Origin of the sequence: Streptomyces sp. NPDC058964 (assembly GCF_042741275.1) — a bacterium.
Taxonomy (GTDB): domain Bacteria; phylum Actinomycetota; class Actinomycetes; order Streptomycetales; family Streptomycetaceae; genus Streptomyces.
This window is the reverse complement of the sequence record NZ_JBHYKH010000148.1, coordinates 1-17,944: the sequence shown is the minus strand read 5'-3', so window position 1 is coordinate 17,944 and position 17,944 is coordinate 1. Positions and strand designations below refer to the sequence as shown.

At 72.4% G+C, this 17,944-nt stretch carries 15 protein-coding genes; 9 read left to right on the top strand and 6 right to left on the bottom strand.

Annotation, left to right across the window (positions count from 1 at the left end; translation table 11 throughout):
- On the bottom strand, positions 1–751 hold a 751-nt coding region (locus tag ACFW2E_RS19875; protein WP_384468115.1), incomplete at its 3' end, for a DUF4142 domain-containing protein.
- Between the two features lie 276 nt (positions 752–1,027).
- Here ACFW2E_RS19875 and ACFW2E_RS19870 point away from each other — a divergent pair.
- Positions 1,028–1,714: a DUF6445 family protein gene (locus ACFW2E_RS19870; protein WP_384468113.1), complete on the top strand. Its 687-nt coding sequence runs from the start codon at positions 1,028–1,030 to the stop codon at positions 1,712–1,714.
- A gap of 26 nt (positions 1,715–1,740) precedes the next feature.
- Here the strand turns inward: ACFW2E_RS19870 and ACFW2E_RS19865 are convergent, their stop codons facing one another.
- The gene (locus ACFW2E_RS19865) at positions 1,741–2,241 is read right to left on the bottom strand and encodes a hypothetical protein (protein WP_384468111.1); all 501 of its coding nucleotides are present in this window, start codon (positions 2,239–2,241) and stop codon (positions 1,741–1,743) included.
- A gap of 183 nt (positions 2,242–2,424) precedes the next feature.
- Between ACFW2E_RS19865 and ACFW2E_RS19860 the strand changes: the two genes are divergently transcribed.
- The 5 genes from ACFW2E_RS19860 (at position 2,425) to ACFW2E_RS19840 (ending at position 7,124) form a co-directional block, all read left to right on the top strand.
- Entirely contained in the window at positions 2,425–2,850 is a 426-nt protein-coding gene (locus ACFW2E_RS19860) for a hypothetical protein (RefSeq protein ID WP_384468109.1), read from the top strand.
- Between the two features lie 144 nt (positions 2,851–2,994).
- Complete coding sequence (locus ACFW2E_RS19855; RefSeq protein WP_384468107.1) at positions 2,995–4,257, top strand: NAD(P)/FAD-dependent oxidoreductase; 1,263 nt, start codon at positions 2,995–2,997, stop codon at positions 4,255–4,257.
- Between the two features lie 27 nt (positions 4,258–4,284).
- Complete coding sequence (locus ACFW2E_RS19850; protein WP_384468105.1) at positions 4,285–5,181, top strand: RNA polymerase sigma-70 factor; 897 nt, start codon at positions 4,285–4,287, stop codon at positions 5,179–5,181.
- A gap of 182 nt (positions 5,182–5,363) precedes the next feature.
- Positions 5,364–5,741: an SHOCT domain-containing protein gene (locus ACFW2E_RS19845; protein ID WP_384468118.1), complete on the top strand. Its 378-nt coding sequence runs from the start codon at positions 5,364–5,366 to the stop codon at positions 5,739–5,741.
- A 6-nt stretch (positions 5,742–5,747) separates the two neighbouring features.
- A complete protein-coding gene (locus tag ACFW2E_RS19840) occupies positions 5,748–7,124 on the top strand; it encodes a diacylglycerol/lipid kinase family protein (RefSeq protein ID WP_384468103.1) in 1,377 nt (458 codons plus the stop codon).
- A 79-nt stretch (positions 7,125–7,203) separates the two neighbouring features.
- Here the strand turns inward: ACFW2E_RS19840 and ACFW2E_RS19835 are convergent, their stop codons facing one another.
- Positions 7,204–9,936: a cation-translocating P-type ATPase gene (locus ACFW2E_RS19835; protein ID WP_384468101.1), complete on the bottom strand. Its 2,733-nt coding sequence runs from the start codon at positions 9,934–9,936 to the stop codon at positions 7,204–7,206.
- 15 nt (positions 9,937–9,951) lie between these two features.
- Complete coding sequence (locus tag ACFW2E_RS19830) at positions 9,952–10,965, bottom strand: polyphosphate kinase 2 family protein (RefSeq protein ID WP_384468099.1); 1,014 nt, start codon at positions 10,963–10,965, stop codon at positions 9,952–9,954.
- A 246-nt stretch (positions 10,966–11,211) separates the two neighbouring features.
- Here ACFW2E_RS19830 and ACFW2E_RS19825 point away from each other — a divergent pair, with 246 nt between their 5' ends.
- The 3 genes from ACFW2E_RS19825 to ACFW2E_RS19815 all read left to right on the top strand — a co-directional run bounded on the left by ACFW2E_RS19825 (position 11,212) and on the right by ACFW2E_RS19815 (position 15,838).
- The gene (locus ACFW2E_RS19825) at positions 11,212–11,877 is read left to right on the top strand and encodes an SDR family NAD(P)-dependent oxidoreductase (RefSeq protein ID WP_384468097.1); all 666 of its coding nucleotides are present in this window, start codon (positions 11,212–11,214) and stop codon (positions 11,875–11,877) included.
- A gap of 219 nt (positions 11,878–12,096) precedes the next feature.
- Positions 12,097–13,020, top strand: a complete 924-nt coding sequence (locus tag ACFW2E_RS19820; RefSeq protein ID WP_384468095.1) for an MIP/aquaporin family protein — start codon at positions 12,097–12,099, stop codon at positions 13,018–13,020.
- 166 nt (positions 13,021–13,186) lie between these two features.
- Positions 13,187–15,838, top strand: a complete 2,652-nt coding sequence (locus ACFW2E_RS19815; RefSeq protein ID WP_384468093.1) for a glycosyl hydrolase — start codon at positions 13,187–13,189, stop codon at positions 15,836–15,838.
- A gap of 64 nt (positions 15,839–15,902) precedes the next feature.
- On the opposite strand, the gene ACFW2E_RS19810 is transcribed toward ACFW2E_RS19815, so the two are convergent.
- On the bottom strand, positions 15,903–16,145 hold the full coding sequence (locus ACFW2E_RS19810; RefSeq protein ID WP_384468116.1) for an acetyl-CoA synthetase: 243 nt from the start codon (positions 16,143–16,145) through the stop codon (positions 15,903–15,905).
- Between the two features lie 370 nt (positions 16,146–16,515).
- Entirely contained in the window at positions 16,516–17,559 is a 1,044-nt protein-coding gene (locus ACFW2E_RS19805; RefSeq protein WP_384468091.1) for an alcohol dehydrogenase catalytic domain-containing protein, read from the bottom strand.
- Positions 17,560–17,944 lie beyond the last annotated feature (385 nt).

Below are 17,944 nucleotides of genomic sequence, written 5' to 3'. Positions count from 1 at the left end.
CCGCCGTCGGGCTGGGGCTGGGGGTGGCCGCGCCGCCGCCGCCGGAGCCGCCACCGCCGGCGATGCGGTCGATGTCCACCGGGGTGGATGTGGCGTTCGGCGGCGGTGTGAGCACCACCTCCGGCTGACCGGCGGGCGGAGGAGGCGGGGTCAGGTCGGAGTCGGGCAGCTTCGGCGGAGTGGTCTGCTGGAAGAGGGTCTGGTTGAAGTCGACCAGGCCGGTCTTCTCCATCACCGTGATGTGGTCGAGCACGGTGTCGTTGGCCTGGTCGGCCAGGGCGCGCACGAGCGTGTTCTTGGTGGTGGACCGGATCTTCGCCACCGTGTTGAAGATCGAGCCGTGCGTCATCCGCAGGATGTTGGCGAAGTCGGTGTCGAACTTCTTGCCGCTGTCCGACTTGAGGGTGGCGACGAAGCCCTCCTGCTGGGGGCTCGCGATGTTGGGCAGCGTGATGTTCAGCATGGGCGCGATCTTGCGGCAGGTGGTGTCCAGCGCGGAGTGTCCGTCGACCAGGTGCTGGCTGGCGGTGATGACCGCCTTCGAAGTGCCCTTCTGCAGGCCGATCTGGCCGACCGGGTACTCCCAGAGCCCGGCCGCGCGCACCTTCACGACGAAGTCCCGGTCGGACTCGGTCAGCGGGCCCCACTGCGTCTGCGCGATGATGCGGTCGGGTGAGGTGGAGGCCGTGCTCACCCCGAGCATGCTCGGGTAGACGAGTGCCGCGAGCGTCAGGCTCAGGGCACCGCCCACGAAGAGAGTTCCCGTCGCATTCCGCGAAAAGCGCACCGTGCCTCCTGCCGGTCGTTGATCCCGCCCTCGGGCGGTTCGGCCACACAGCAGTACGGATGAAAAAGGCGTGCGACTCTATGGCTTTGGCAAAAAGTCGAGGGACTGTGGTGAGGCGAGTTGCGACGTGACGGCTGCGCGCCGAGCCGATGACGAACAGGCCTGCGGCCGGGGGTCGTTGACGAAATGTTGACCACTTGACGGGAGAGTCCTGGCGCAGGCCCGCCCTAGATTCGCGGCATGCCCCCACAGCTTCCCCCCGGAGTTCCCTCGGCGCTCCCGGTCCTCCCCTATCGCAAGCCCACCAAGGGCCGCGACTACTGGGTGCTGGACGACGTCCTGACCGACGCCGACGCCGTGCGGGAACGGTGTCTGGCCAAGGACGACTGGGTCAAGGGGTACCCCTACACCTCGGAGACCTGGCCGGGACTGCGCACCATGCCCGGTCTCGACCCCTCCGAACTGGGCCGCGTCGAGCGGCTGGTGAAGAAGGCCACCGGGGCCCGGGAGCTGTGGGTGCAGCGGGCGCCCGGCGGCGGGACCCTCAACCACAACTGCGTGCAGGTGGTGGGAGAGGGCGAGAGCGAGCCCCGGCCGCACACCGACTCGCGGGCACTGTGCCGGTACGCCGCCGTGCTGTACCTGAACCCCGGCGTCCCGAAGGACTGCGGCACCAGTTTCTACCGGCAGTCGCTGCCCGGCGGCCGCCTCGGCGGCAATGTCGTCCAGGCCCCGCACAACAACCTCGTCGAGGCCCTGGGGACGCGGTTCGTGGCACCCGACGCCTTCGAGGAGGACGTGCGTGTCCCCCACCGGCACAACCGCCTCCTCCTCTACAACGCCAACCTCGTCCACAGCGCCACCGGCTACTTCGGACGCACGCTGGAGGAGAAGCGGATGACCGCCGTCTTCTTCTGGATGGCCTGACCGGCGGAGGGCCGGCATCGCGGGGTTCAGTAGCGCAGGGCCCTCGTCACCTCCGCCTGCACGGTGCCCGACAGCTTGTGCGTGCTGCTGGCCGTGGCCGTGCCGGTCTTGCCCGCCGCCACGTTGTCGACGGTGACGACGACCGTGTCGAGGAGATTGCCGCCGGAGTCCTTGTAACTGACCTGGACGGCGAAGGACTTGGCGGAGTCCGCCGTGTTGGTGGCCGTGACGTCCACCGTGGTGCGGCCGTCGGAGGCGGTGGCCGGCGTGCCGAGCTTCACCTCGTCCTTGGCCTCGATGCCGTTCTTCACCTCGTCGAGCCGCCGCCTCGCCTCCGCGCTGGCCGACGCGACCACGTCCGCGCCCATCGAGGCGAGGGACGAGGCGGCGGATGCGGCCTTGCTGACGGCGGCGGAGGCGGCCTTGCTTGCGGTGGACGACGCGTTGCCGTTGTCCGAGCAGCCTGTGAGCCCCACACCGGCCGCCACCGCCAGCGCCAGCGCCGCACCCGTCCGGTAATCAGCCATCCCGCTCGCCTCCATCGGGCTCGATCGCCCGGTCGTCCTGTGGTCATCCCAGTCAAGATCGGGACCCCGGCGACCGCATGTCGGCGTCATCCGTACGGCGTAACACCCGTGGTGGGACGGCCGGCCCGGCCGGATCGTCGTACGTGAGGTGACAGGACGCGACTCGACGGCGGAGGTACCGACATGGCGCAGCAGGCGCATCCGACGAAGCCGCAGCGGTCGTCCGGCAGCATCCTGGCGGGCGGTGGAGTCGTCTTCGCCGGCGTCCTGATGCTGGTCTCCGGCGTCCTCGCGATTCTCCAGGGCATCTCCGCGATCGCCGAGGACGACGTCTGGGCCCGCGTCGGCCACTACGTCTACAAGATCAACCTCACCGGCTGGGGCTGGATCCTGCTCATCGTGGGTGTCGTCGCCGCCCTCGCCGGCGCGGGCATCCTCAAGGGCGCCGCGTGGGCGCGGGCCGTCGGCATCGCCCTGGCGGCCGTCGGCATCGTCATCCAGTTCCTGTTCCTGCCGTACGCGCCGGTCTGGGCGATCATCATGATCGCCATCTACCTCTTCATGATCTGGGCGCTCGCGGCGTACGAACCCGGTCGCACCGACGGCTGACGGCGGCGGCGCGCGCCCGTCGTGAAGCCCGGGATCTGATGTGTGACGCGGGTCACGCTCATGACCTGTCACGCCCGCACGGGCCCACTTGTCCCATGGTCGTCCCCGGCCCGCGGGCGGGTGACGTGACCCTGGGAGTGGGACATGTCGAACGCGTCGAACACGTCGAACGGTGATCACGACGTCGTCGTCCTCGGTGCCGGCTACACCGGGATGCTGGCGGCGATCCGCCTGGCCCACCGGACGCGCCGTACCGGCGTCCGGATCACGCTGGTCAATCCCTCGGAACGGTTCACCGAGCGGCTCCGCATGCACCAGGCCGCCACCGGACAGGAACTCGCCGAGCACCGGATCCGGGACCTGCTCGCCGGTACCGGCATCACGTTCGTGCGGGGCTTCGCCACGGCGATCGACGCCGACGCGCGCACGGTGACGGTGGCCAAGGCGACGGTGGCCAAGATGACGGGGGACGCGGGCACGGCGGGTCCGGAGACGGCGGTCCCGGAGACGGCCGTGCTGCCGTACGACACCCTGGTCTACGCCCTCGGCAGCACCACCGACACCGGCCGGGTGCCCGGCGCCGACGCGCACGCCTTCACCCTCGACGGGCAGGAGGCGGCCGGACGCCTGGCCGCGAGGCTGCGCGCGGCCGAGGCGGCCGGCGGGACGGTCGCCGTGTGCGGCGCCGGGCTGACCGGTGTCGAGGCCGCGACCGAGATCGCCGAGGCCCACCCCGGGCTGGACGTCACGCTGATCTCCTCGGCGGAGCCCGGCTCGATGATGGGCGAGAGGGCACGGACGCACCTGAACAGGGCACTGGACCGGCTGGGCGTCACGGTCATCACCGGCGCCCCGGTGGCCAAGGTGCTGCCGGACGCGGTGGAACTCGCCACGGGCGAGACGGTCCCTGCGGACGTGTGCCTGTGGACGGCGGGCGTCCGGGCGCCCCGGCTCGCCACCGACGCGGGCATCGAGACCGACGAGCGGGGCCTGGTCGTCGTGGACGCCACCCTGCGTTCCGTCTCCCACCCCGACATCCACGCCGTCGGCGACGCGGCCGCGGTCCGGCTGGCCTGGGGCCGGCTGCACGGGACCTGCCAGAGCGGGCTGCCCACCGCCCAGTACACCGCCGACACCATCGCCGGTCTGCTGCGCGGCAGGTCGCCCAAGCCCTTCCGCTTCGGCTACGTCCACCAGCCGGTGAGCCTGGGCCGCCACGACGCGGTCATCCAGTTCACCCGCGCCGACGACACCCCCCGCCGGGCCTTCCTCAAGGGCCGGGCGGCGGTCCTCTACAAGGAGTTCGTCAGCGGCAGCCCCGTGACGGCGTACCGGCTCGGCAAGCACGTGAACGTCACCGCCACGGTCTCCAGGGGCGGCCGGGCGACCCGGGCGGCGGTGGCGTGAGGAACACGGCTCTGACAGGTTGATGCCATGCAGCACGAGCCGACGGCGCGACAGGACCCGTATCTCGAACACCGGCGGCTGCTGTTCGCCACGGCGTACCGGATGCTCGGCAGCGTCGCGGACGCGGAGGACGTCATGCAGGACACCTGGCTCACCTGGCACGGCACGGACCGCTCCACGGTCCGCCACCCCAAGGCCTATCTGGTCCGCACGGTCACGAACCTCTCCCTCAACCGTCTGACCTCGGCCCGCGCCACCCGCGAGACCTACGTCGGCCCGTGGCTGCCGGAGCCCCTGCTGACCTCCCCCGACGTGGCCGTGGAGACCGAGTTGGCCGAGAGCGTGTCCACCGCGATGCTCGTGGTCCTGGAGACCCTCGCCCCCGTCGAGCGGGCGGTCTTCCTGCTGCGCGAGGTCTTCGGCTACTCGCACGCGGAGATCGCCGGCATTCTCGACCGCCCCGAACCCACGATCCGTCAGATCGCCCACCGCGCACGTGCCCACGTCCAGTCCCGCCGCCCCCGCCACGACACGGACGCGGGCCGACGCGAGGAGATCACCGCGCAGTTCATCGAGGCCTGCGCGGGCGGTGATCTGAACGCGGTCATGGAACTCCTCGCCCCCGACGTGACCTGCTGGTCGGACGGCGGCGGCAAGGTCACCGCGGCCCGCCGCCCGCTGCACGGCCCCGACCACGTCGCCCGCTGGATCCTCGGCGTCCTGGCGAAGCCCCGGACGGCCGGCGTGGTCATGCAGCCGGCCGGGATCAACGGCGAGCTGGGTGTGCTCCTGACGTTCCAGGGCCGGCCGGCGGCGGCGCTGACCTTCGGCCTGGTGCAGGGGCGCATCAGCGACCTGCGCTTCCAGGTGAACCCGGACAAGCTGGCGGGGCTGCGCCCGGACAACGGGCTGGCCGCCGGATGACGTCCCCCGGCGGTCTCACCCGGTTCGGGTGAGGCCGGGGGCCGCCCGCTGTGCGCAGGCTGAGGGCAGCAGAGTGCGGCGTCCGGGCGAAGGCCCGGCACGGCGGGAAGACCCGGAGGCAAGACGTGGACACACCGGAGTACCTCGCATACGACTATCCGCTGCTGAGCGCGTTCTGGACGATGCTGTGGTTCGTCCTGCTGGTCATGTGGTTCGTCCTGCTCTTCAAGGTCATCGTGGACGTGTTCCGCGACGACTCGCTGAACGGCTGGGCGAAGGCCGGCTGGCTGATCTTCGCCATCGCGCTGCCCTTCCTCGGCGTCTTCGTCTACGTCGTCGCCCGCGGCAAGGGCATGGGACAGCGTGAACTGGCGGAGGCGCGCGAACGGCAGGCGGCCTTCGACTCCTACGTCCGTGAGACGGCGGGTGCCAAGAGCCCGCGCAGCAGCGCGGAGGAGCTGGCCAGGCTGTCCGAACTGCGCAACCACGGCGACATCACGGAGGACGAGTTCCGCCGGGCCAAGGAGCAGGTGCTGACCGGCAGCGCCGCCACGAGATGAATCGACGTGAGCGGCGGCCGTGACACCAGGTGGGCCCGGCTGGCCCTGCTCGCCCTGGCGGCCGCCGTGCTGGTGCCGCTGGTCGCCGCCGGGCTGAGGAGCGTGCTGTGGGCGCTGGCCGGGCTCGCCGGGCCGGCGCTCGCCGCCGCCGGACTGTGGTGGACCCTCGCGCACACCGGGGCCGTCCGGGCGCTGGGGGTGCTGGTGTCGGTGGCCGCGCCGCTCGCGGTCCTCGCCCTGTACGCGGCGAACGGCCTGCTGCTGCCTGCCTGCCTGTCCCTGGGGCTGTGGGTGCTGGCGGTCGCGGCCGCGCGGATCGCGCTGACGCCTTCGGGCGGGGCGGGTACGCGCGGTCGTGACCGCAGTCCGGCCCAGCCGCCGCGCAACGCGTGGATCGTGATGAACTGCCGTTCCGGCGGCGGCAAGGTGGCCCGCTTCCACCTGGCGGAGCGCGCGCGGGCGGCGGGTGCCCGGGTGGTCCTGCTGGAACCGGAGCGGCACCAGGACGTGGCGGAGCTGGCCCGGCGCGCGGTGGCCGACGGAGCCGACCTGCTGGGAGTGGCCGGCGGAGACGGCACACAGGCCCTGGTGGCGGAGGTCGCCGCCCGGCACGACCTGCCCTTCCTGGTGATCCCCGCCGGGACCCGCAACCACTTCGCCCTGGACCTCGGCCTCGACCGGGAGAACCCGGCGGCCGCCCTGGACGCGCTGACCGACGGCTACGAGATCCGCGTCGACCTCGGCTTCGCCGCGGACCGGGTGTTCGTCAACAACGCCTCGTTCGGCACGTACGCGGCCGTCGTGAGCGATCCCGGCTACCGGGACCGGAAGCTGCGCACGGTCCTGCAGACCATGCCCGGCCTCCTCACCGGCGACGACGCCCCGAGGCTGCGGATGCGGTCGGGCAGGAGACACTTCGACGGACTGCAGGCGCTGCTCGTCAGCAACAACCCCTACCGGCGTGCCGCCGACGCGTCCCGTCCGGGGCGCCGGGAGTGCCTGGACTCCGGACGGCTCGGCGTGGTGTGCGTGCGCGTCGGCAGCACCGCCCAGGCCGCGCGGCTGGTGCGTGGCGCGCGCTCGCCCGGCCTGACGCGGCTGACCGCCGACCGCGTGGTCGTCGAGGCGGACGCGGCCACCGTCCCGGCCGGTGTCGACGGTGAGCATGCCGTGCTGCCCGCCCCCGTCGTGTGCCGGATCGCCCCCGGCGCACTGCGGGTACGCCTGCCGCGCCACTGCCCCGGCGCCCCGGTGAACAGACCGTCCGCGGACTGGCCGAGGGTGGTACGGCTCGCGCTGAGGACGGGGACGGCGCCCGGCGGGGTGAGCGGGGCGGGTGGGCCGGCAGCCCGCCGGGGCCCGTCGTGTCACTCACGGCGGTAGGAGGAGACCGCCCGGACGCCGGGGACGGCCCGCAGCCCCCGGCGGTGACGTGCCGGGTCGTCCTGGCCGCCGCCCTCGCTCACGCCGGTCCGGCCGACCTTCCGACGACGCGCCTGGCCACGAACTTGCCGAGCTCCCACAGCCCCAGCAGCGCGATCGGCGGCAGCAGCGCCCAGCCGAACTGCCCCGCGTCGATCCGGGTCGTGCCCAGCAGCCGCTGGAACCCGTCCATCTGCGTGACCAGCACCGCGAGCGCGAACTCCACGAGCATCGCCCGGTTCATCTGCTTGCTGTCGAAACTGGCGGTGGTCAGGACGGTGTCCGTCTCGCTGCGGCACTCGAGGGCGGCCACGATCAGGCAGAGCGCGAAGGAGGTGAAGGCGATCGACTGGCCGATGGCGGTGCTGCCGTAGTGCGACTCGCCCAGCTTGATCAGCAGGAGCAGGCCGATCGTGATCGCCAGTCCGGACAGCCCGACCGTGATCATCACGCTCCTGGTCAGCACGGGTTCGCCGCGCGGGCGCGGTCTGCGCTCCATCAGTCCGGGGCTCTGCCGGTCGAAGCCGAGCGCGAAGCCGAAGGCGGCGTTGACGAAGAAGTGGATCCACAGCACCTGGGCCGGGGAGAAGGGTTCACCCGCCGCGATGTCGAACAGGGCGGCGCCGAGGAACGTCAGCACGAACACGACGAGCAGCACGAGGACGAAGCGGATGTACTTGGTGAGGTTGTCGTAGATCTTGCGGCCCTGCTCGACGGCGAAGACGATCGTGGCGAAGTTGTCGTCGGTCAGCACCATGCGCCCGGCGTTCTTGGCGACCTCCGTGCCGGAGCCCATGGCGATGCCGATGTCGGCCGCCTTGATGGCCGGGGCGTCGTTGACACCGTCCCCGGTCATGGCCACCACGTCACCCTTCTTCTTCAGCGTCTCGGCGAGCAGCACCTTGTGTTCGGGGGCGACCCGGCCGACCACCCCGATGTCGTCGATCCTGGCCAGCCGCTCGCCCTCGTCCAGCGCCGCGAAGTCCGCGCCGAGCATCGCCGCGCCCTCGATGCCGAGCTGCCGCGCGATGGCGGCGCCCGTGACGACGTCGTCCCCGGTGACCATCCGCACCCGGATGTGTGCGGCCTGCGCGTCGGCGACCGCCGCCCGCGACTCCGCGCGGGGCGGGTCGACCATTCCCACCAGACTCGTCATCTGCAGGTCGGTGACGTGTCCGAGCAGGTCCCCCTCGGGGTCGAAGACGGCGGGGTCGAGATCGCGCCGCGCGGCGGCCATCACCCGCAGCCCCTCGCCGCCCATGCGCTCGACGTGCGTCTGGGCCCGCTGGCGCAGCTCGGCGTCCCAGGGGACGGCCGTACCGTCGCGCAGCCCGGTGGCGGCGCGGTCCATGACCGCGGGCGCGGCGCCCTTCACGAAGCACCGCACGACGGGGCGGCCCGCCGCGTCCGTGGCCGAGTGGAAGGTGGCCATCAGTTTGTACGAGGGGTCGAAGGGCAGCGTGGCCAGCCGGGGCAGCCGGCTCCGGGTGGCGTCGATGTCCAGTCCGGCCTTGTGGCCGAGCACCAGCAGGGCGCCCTCGGTGGGGTCGCCGACCACCTTGCCGCCCACCAGTTCGGCGTCGCTGGCGACCACGTACGGCAGGATCGCGTCCTCGATGCCGGGCGTGCTGCCCACGGCGTGGTGGACCTTGCCGTCCAGGCCGTAGCCGGTGCCGGAGACGGTGTAGCGGTCGCCGGGGTCGACCACCTCCACGACGGTCATCTGGTTCATCGTGAGGGTGCCGGTCTTGTCGGAGTTGATCGCCGAGGTGAACCCCAGCGACTGCACCGACGGCAGGTCCTTCACGATCGCCTCGCGCCGGGCCAGGTCGACCCCGCCGATGGACAGGATGGTCTGGGTCACCGTGGGCAGGGCCTCCGGAATGGCGGCGATGGCCAGCGAGACCGCGCTCACGAAGAGCGCGTCCCAGGCCTCGCCGCGGCTGCGCCCCAGGACGAACATCACGATCATCGTCAGTCCGGCCGCGCCGATGATCCACAGGGTGAGCCGGTTGAGCTCCTGGTCCAGCGGGGAGGCCTCGCGGGGCGTGGCCGACAGCATGCCGGAGATGCGGCCGAGTTCGGTGGTGGCGCCGGTGGCCGTGACGATCACCGTTCCGCTGCCGTGCGTGACCGGCGTGTTCATGAACGCCATGTTCGTCCGGTCCCCGGGCCCCAGGTCACCGCCGGTCAGTGTCGCCGGGTCCTTGCCGACGGGCACGCTCTCGCCCGTCAGCGCGGACTCGTCGATCTGCAGGGCGCTGGCGGCGACGATCCGTCCGTCGGCGGGCACCTCGTCCCCGGCGGTGAGGAGCACGACGTCGCCGGCGACGACCTCCTCGGCCGGGATCTCGGCCTCCGTCCCGTCCCTGCGTACCCGGGCGGTCGCCTTCAGCATCGACTTGAGCGCGTTCATGGCGCTCTCGGCCTTGCCCTCCTGGCGCATGCCGACGACGGCGTTGAGGACCGTCAGCACCATCAGGAGCACGCCGGTGCTCCACTCCGCGACGAGGAAGGACACCACGGCCGCGGCCACCAGGACCAGCTGCATGTAGCTGCGGTACTGGGCCAGGTACCGGCGCCAGCCCGGCAGGGGTTTCTCCTCCGGCAGCGCGTTGGGGCCGTGCGCCGCGAGGAGCTCGGCCGCCCGGGCCGCGGAGAGTCCCACGGCCGGATCCACCCCGAACGACGCGGCGACCTGCTCGGGAGGGCACGCGTACCACGCCCGGCCGCCGGTCGCCCGCTCGTGCGGGGCATCTGCCTGCGCGGTCATGGCGCGGGTCTCCTCTCAGCCCTTCTTGCCGGAGCGCTTGCCCCTGCCGCCGGAGTGCTTCCGCTTCCCGCCCCCACCCTTGCCGGATCCGGGGACCGAGGCGGCGTACGGATCGGCGGCCGCGCCCTTGGGCGCCTCGCGCTCCAGCTCCCGCCCCGCCTCGGCCAGTTGCTTCCGGCTCTCGTCACTGACCTGTGGGTACCGGGGGTCGATGTCGATCAGGGTGTGCGCCAGCACCGCGGCGGCGCAGATGCGCGTGAACCACTTGTGGTCGGCCGGCAGGACGTACCAGGGCGCCCACTCGGTGCTGGTGGCCGACAGCATGTGCGAGAACGCCCACTGGTAGTCGTCCCAGCGGGCGCGCTCCCGGACGTCCGCGGACGAGAACTTCCAGTTGCGCTCGGGGACGTCGATGCGCTTGAGGAAGCGGATGCGCTGCTCCTCCTTCGACATGTTCAGGAACAGCTTCACGATCCTGAAGCCGTTGTCGGTCAGATAGCGCTCCCAGTCGTTGATCTCCCGGTACCGCCGCTCCCACACGTCCCCTTTCCGGGCGGCGGCGGGCAGCTTCTGCCGGCGGAGGTTCTCGGGGTGCACCCGCACCACCAGGACCTCCTCGTAGTGGGAGCGGTTGAAGATGCCGATCTCACCGCGGGCCGGCATATGGCGGGCGTACCGCCACAGGTAGTCGTGGTCGAGCTCCTCGGCCGAGGGCACCTTGAAGGCGGTCACGCGCACGCCCTGCGGATTGACGCCGCTCATCACGTGCCGGATCGTCCCGTCCTTGCCGCCCGCGTCCAGTGCCTGCAGGCACACGAGCACCCCGTAGGTGTCCTGGGCGGCCAGCCGGCGCTGGTAGTCGGCGAGCAGTTCGGTGCCGCTGCGGAGCAGTTCCTCACCGTCCTTCTTCTTGCGGACACCGGCCTTGTAACCGGGGTCGAAGTCCCTCGCCAGATGCACCTCGGAGCCGGGCGCGACCCTGAGGGGCTCGATGAACTCCGCGATGCGCTCGGCTCTGTCGTCGGCCATCGTCCACCGTCCTTCCGGCACACCGGCCCGTCGGCACCGGGCCGTCGCGCATCGGCAGCGTCCCTCCGCCGGGCGGTGGGCGGCCTCACCCACGGCGGGTGGTTCGGGGGCCCGGCCCCGACACGCCGACCGCCCGCGGGGCTCCTGGTGACGGCCGTGCCGGTCGGATCGGACGCGCCCGACCGGGTGACCGAGCGGGTGTGACCACCGGGCCGCCGCCCCGAGGAGGCAGTACGGTCACGCGTCATGACCACCATTGCCATCGTCGGGGCGGGGCCCGGGCTGGGAGCCGCTGTCGCGCGCCGGTTCGGCCGTGAGGGGTTCGACGTCGCGCTCGTCGCGCGTGACCGGGGCCGGCTGGACGCCCTGGCCGGGGAACTGGGCGCCGAGGGGGTGACCGCGCGCGGGTTCGCCGCCGACGTGCGCGACCCGCAGGCGCTGGCGGCGGCCCTGGGCGCGGCGGGCGCGGAGCTCGGGCCGGTCGAGGTGCTCCAGTACAGCCCGGTGCCGCAGCGGGACTTCATGCTGCCGGTGCTGGAGACCACCCCCAGGGATCTGCTCGGTCCGGTCGAGTTCTCGGTGTACGGCCCCGTCGCCGCCGTGCAGCAGGTCCTGCCCGGCATGCGCGCCCTGGGCCGCGGCACGATCCTGCTCGTCAACGGCGGCACCGCCGTCGTCCCGCACCCCGACCGGGCGGGCACCTCGATCGCCTTCGCCGCCGAGAGCGCCTACGGCCATCTGCTGCACGACCGGCTCGCCGCCGAGGGCATCCATGTCGCCCAGCTCGTCGTCCCCGGCGCGATCGTGCCGGGACACCCGAGGAAGGATCCGGCCGTGCTCGCGGACACCCTGTGGGGCCTGCACGTGGACCGGCACGGCTTCCGGCACTACGCCGACGACCTCGACAGCTGACTGTCCCGTCGCCCGGCGCCCGGCGCCCGTCGCCCCGCGCCCGTCGCCCGTCGCCCCGCGCCCGTCGCCCGGCGCCCGTTGAATGCTCGACCACCCGGCCGTCGCACCGTCGGCCCGCCGCCGTGTCCGTTCCGTCCCGCAGTGTCGGAAATCGATTCGTGCGCAACGATGGTGTTAAAACCGGAATGCACCGGAATGCACCCTCTGAAGGGGGTAAAGATGGCTGTGGAGATCTCTCCCCTGATCAAGCCTTCGCGGCTCAGGCGCCGCGGAGGCCTGCTGGGTGAGTGCCTGGCAGAGTTCCTGGGGACGTTCGTCCTCATTGCGTTCGGATGCGGTGTCGTGGCGGTGGCGGTCGCGGCGCTGCCCGGCTCGGGCCGTGCCGCGACGCCCACGACGATCTTCCTGGCCGCGGGCGACTGGCTGCTGATCACCTGGGGCTGGGCCATGGCCGTGGTCTTCGGCATCTACGTGGCCGGCGGTGTCAGCGGAGCGCACATCAACCCGGCGGTGACGCTGGCGTTCGCCATGCGCCGCAAGTTCCCCTGGGTCAAGGTCCTTCCGTACTGGTTCTCGCAGGTCGTCGGCGCCTTCGCCGGGGCGGCGCTGGTCTTGGGCGTCTACCACGACGCGATCAGCGCGTACGACGCCGCCTCCAAGGACCCGCACGTGGGCGGGAAGACGCTCGCCACGTTCTCGATCTTCGCCACCTTCCCGGCGCCGTACTACAACGGCGGTGTCTGGGGACCGCTGATCGACCAGATCGTCGGCACCGCCTTCCTGGTCATGCTGGTCGTCGCGGTCATCGACCTGCGCAACACGGCGGTGCAGGCGAACCTGGGCCCGCTGGTGATCGGCTTCGTCGTCGCCGCCATCGGCATGTCCTACGGTGCGAACGCCGGATACGCCATCAACCCCGCCCGTGACTTCGGCCCGCGGCTGCTGACCTGGCTGGCCGGCTGGGACGGGTACGCCTTCCCGGGGAACGGCGCGTGGTTCAGCGACTACTTCTGGATCCCGATCGTCGGGCCGCTGGTCGGCGGCGTGATCGGGGTCCTGGTGTACGACCTGTTCATCGGCGACGTGCTGCACATCCGTACCGAACTGGGGGAACTGCCCGAACCGGGCAGGACGCGCGACTGACGCCACCGTGCGCGGGGCGGCCGGCGTCCCCGGCCGCCCTCGCGGCATGTCCTCCCCCCGCGATTGACGGGTTCTGGTCAAATTCCGGCCAAGTGTCGGACCTCTCCTCCCGGAAGTGGTCGGGTCTCAGCGACGGCTGAACCAATGCCCCTTCCGGGAGGATCCGTTGTCTTCACTCACCCGCAGGAGACGGTGGCTCACGATCTGCGCCATCACCGCCTCCGCCGCACTCGTGTCCCTGCCCGCGGGCGCCGCCCCCGGCCGGGACGGCACCCCCTTCGGCGCCCGTGCCCTCGCCCGACTCGCCGCCGAACGAACGCATTCGGCGGGCGGCGACACCCACAAGGTGAAGGCCGCCGACGAGGACGACGGCAACGAGGCCGACGAGATAGCCGAGGGAGCGGACCAGTACGCCGAGGCCCGCACCTCGCCCGGCATCGTCGCGCCGGGCGCGTACGGAGCCGCCTGGAACAGCCTGGGCGACCTGTCCGGCACCGGCGGGCGCTGGCACCACGTCACCGGCCTGCCCTACGACTCCGACGACCCGCGCTACCGCGACATCGACTCCAACTCCAGCGGTGGTGCGGGGCGTGTCACCGGCCGTATGGCCGCGATGGCCGCCGACGACGACGGATACGTGTACGCGGGCAGCGCGGGCGGCGGAGTGTGGCGGTCGCGCACCGGCGGCGGCCACTGGCAGCCCATCAGCGACCGGCTGTCCTCGCAGTCCACCGGCGCCCTCGCGCTCGACGGCGCCGGACGGCTGTGGCTGGGCACCGGCGAGGCCACGACCAACGCGGACGCCTACCTCGGCAGCGGCGTCTACGTCCTCTCCCGCCCGCACGACGGCACCTTCTCCGGGCGCAGCCGCGTCGGCGGCGACGAGCTGGAGAGCACCACCATCCACGAGCTGCGCTTCGGCGGCGGCAAGGTCTGGGCGGCCACCAGCGAAGGGGTGTGGAGCCACTCCACGAAGCGGCTCACCGGCCCCTGGAAACTGGAGTTCGCGCCCAACCCCGACTATCTGCCGGGCGGTTCACAGGCGAAGGACCCCTCGGCCGCGTACAAGAACATCGCCAACGACATCGCCGTCGATCCGAAGGACCCCGCGAAGGTGGTCCTGGCGGTCGGCTGGCGCAGCGGTGACGACTACAACGGCTTCTACACCAAGGTGAACGGCGCCTGGACGCGGATCACCAGCGGTCTCGGCGACCTCCCGGCCGACCCGGACGACGTCGGCAACGTCACCTTCGCCCGCTCCGCCGACGGGTCCCGCTACTACGCCATCGACCAGTCCCCGGAGCAGCTCAACACCAATCCGGACAGCGGTCTGGAGGGCATCTACGTCTCCAAGTCCGGCTCTCCGACCGGCCCCTGGACGAAGATCGCCGACTACAAGGGCCTCGCCGCCGACGGCTCGGCGCTGACCACCAGCGGCTATATGCCTGGCGTCCAGGCCTGGTACAACCAGTTCCTCACAGTGGACCCGAGCGACCCGGAGCACGTGTACGCGGGGCTGGAGGAGGTCTACGAGACCAAGGACGGCGGCACGAGCTGGTCGACCGTCGGGCCGTACTGGAACTTCGGCTTCTCCTGCTGGAGCATCGACCCGGCCGAGCAGACCGGCGACTGCCACCAGACCACCCACTCCGACCAGCACGGCGTGGCGATCGGCCGCCGCCACGGCAGGAGTTACGTGTACGTCGGCAACGACGGCGGCGTCTACCGGCGCCCGGTCCACGGCTCCCAGGACTCCTCCGGGCACGCCACGGACTGGACCTCCCTCAACGACGGCACCATCGACACCCTGCAGTACTACTCGGTGGGCATCGGCCGGGACCTGACCCACGGCGGCGTCTCCGTCACCGGCGGGCTGCAGGACAACGGCCAGTCCGTCCTGCGCGGCGACGACAAGGTGATGGGCTCCAACTTCGGCGGCGACGGCGGCGACACCCTCACCGACCCCGCCGACGGCTGCGACATCGCCGAGGAGTACGTCTACCTGGCCGTCCAGGTCACCCAGAACTGCGCCGTCAACGACGGTGGTTGGACGACCGATCCGAGCAAGGTCACCTCGTACAACGTGGCCCCGGCCGACAACGCCACCGGCGAGGCCCGCTTCATCGCCCCGCTCGCGGCCGACCAGAAGAACAGCGCGACCTGGATCGCGGGCGGCCGCCACGTGTGGGTCCAGACCCACGGCTACGCCATCCGCAGCGGCTCGGAGTGGACGAGCGTGCACGACTTCGGTGCCGGCCGCACCGCGACCGCCGTCGCGGCCTCGGGCGGCAAGGTGTACGCGGCCTGGTGCGGCCCCTGCAACAACCAGGGCTTCGCCCGCGGCATCGCCGTCGGCAACGCGGACGGCACCGGCTGGCACGACATCGCCCTGCCGGGCGGCGGCGCCGACGGCACCGTGCCCAACCGCTACCTCAGCGGCTTCGCCGTCGACCCGAAGAACGCCGACCACGTGTACCTCGCGGTCAACGGCTTCTCCCGGCACTGGACCGAAGGGCCCGGCGCCGGTGTCGGCCATGTCTTCGAGTCCAGGGACGGCGGCACCACCTGGAAGGACATCTCGGCGAACCTCCCCGACGTGCCGACGAACTCCGCCGTCGTCACGCCGAACGGCGGTCTCGCCGTCGCCACCGACCTCGGCGTGGTCTACCGCGCGCCGGGCCGTACGACGTGGCAGCGCGTGGGCCGGCTCCCGGCCGTCGCCGTGCTCCAGCTGAAGCTGAGCCCGGACGGCGGCACGCTGTACGCGGCCACCCACGGGCGCGGGATCTACACCTTCGAGGTCCGCGACTGCGGCTGACCCGGGCGCGGGGGTGATCCCGGTTGCCTCCCGGTTCCCGGTTCCCCGGGTCCGGGAGCCGGGGTCACCCCTCCCGCGGGTACGGCACGACACTCACGTCCAGCGTGAAGGCGACGCCCGCCGCACCCGCCACGTCCGGCGCCTTCGCCGAGGCCGTGACCCTGGCCGAGCCACCCCGGGTGCCCGCACACCGCAGTGCGGCACGGGCGGTGCCGTCCGGGCCCACCTGCCATCCGGACGGCAGCACGAGCGCCGGCGCGGAGCTGCGTACGGCCGTCCACCGCCTGTCGTCGGTCCGGGGCTCCATCACGAGGGACACGACGGTCCCGGGCCGTACACACAGCCGGCGCACGGCCGCGTCACCGGGGGCGACGACGACCTCCGCACGCCCCGCGGCACAGCCGACCGCCGGACCCGAAGGCGAGCCCGAGGGAGAGCCCGAGGGAGAGCTCGGGGGAGAGCTCGAGGCCGAGGTCACGGAAGGGGGCGCCGAAGGGGGCGCGGAAGAGGGCGCGGAACGCCCCCCGGGCGGCACGCCGGCCGATCCGTCCCCCGCCGATCCGCCGCAAGCCGCCAGGACGACCGTGCCGGCCGCCATCCATGCCCCGGTCCACCACCGCATGCCCGTACCTCCCGGCCCGCACCCACGGACACCACCATGCCCCCGCGGCGGGGTTTCAGCGTCCCGTGGTGAGGACCATCCGGAAGCGGGCCCTGCCCTCGGCCATCCTCGCCACCGCGGCAGCGGTCTCCTCCAGCGGCATCTCCTCGACCCAAGCCCGGACACCGGTCTGGGCGGCGAAGCGCAGGGTGTCCTGGGTGTCGACGGCGGTGCCGGAGGCGTGGCCGTAGACCTTCCTGGCGTTGGGCACCAACTGGAGAGGGGTGACGTTGATGTGTTCCGGTGAGATGCCCACGATCACGAGTTCGCCGCGGCGGCCGAGCCCGTCGACGGTCGCGGACATCGCCTCGGAGCTGGTGACGGTGGCCAGCACCACCTTGGCCCCACCGAGGGACTGCAGCGCCTGCGCGGGCTCACCGGCGGTGCTGTCGACGTAGTGCGCGGCGCCCAGCTTGTGCGCCAGGTCCCGCTTCTCCTGGCCGCGGGCGATGGCCACCGTGTCGAAGCCCATCTTCTGGGCGAACTGCACGCCCAGGTGACCGAGGCCGCCCAGGCCGAGAACGGCGACGGTGTCGCCGGGGCGGGCGGCCGTGCGGCGCAGCGCGTTGAAGACCGTCACGCCCGCGCAAGCCAGCGGCGCCGCCTCGACCGCGGTCAGCTCGTCCGGGATCGCCGCCAGGGCGACGGCGGGCACGACGACGGAGTCGGCGTAGCCGCCCGGGTAGGCCACGCCCGGGATGGACAGCTCCGGGCACAGCACGGCGTCGCCGTCCCGGCAGGCGTCGCAGTGGCCGCAGCTGCCGCCGTACCAGCCGACGGCGACACGGTCGCCGACCTGCCAGCCCGTCACGTTCTCGCCAAGGGCGTCGATCCGTCCGGCGATCTCGTGACCGGGAGTGACCGGGAACGTGGTGCCCGGCAGCATGCCCGAGCTGATCAGCAGGTCGGAGTGGCACACACCGCACGCCTCGACGGTGATCCGCACGGACCCCGGCCCCGGTTCCCGGCGGACGACCTCGACGAGCGTCGGTGTGTCCTGGGGTGCGGCGATCTGCGCGGCGCGGAGCGGTCCGGTGTGGGAGGTGGTGGACGCAGACATGATCTGACCCTTCGTCGTGGCGCGGAGCGGGAGCCGGAGCCAGGTCGGGCCGCCGTCGCGGCGGCACCCGCTCGCTCGGCCCCGGACCGATGTGGGCGGTTCTCCACGGTCTGCCAGTCCGACGATAAGCAGGCCGCGCGCCCCTCGCACTCGCGCGCGCCGTCGGGGCGGCCGAACAACGGCCCGGCCTCCTCCTGACCGGCCTCGGCGTGACTCCTGATCGGCCTCGGCGGGACGCTGACCCGGGCGGACAACGTCGTCCGGTCGAGCTCCCCGAGGAGCAGCAGGGCGAGATCTCCGGGCTCGCCGGGGCGCCTGCGCCGTCACGCCCCACACCCACGCTCTGCCCGGGCTCTCCGGCCTCACGGCGCGGGCGCGGCTGGCG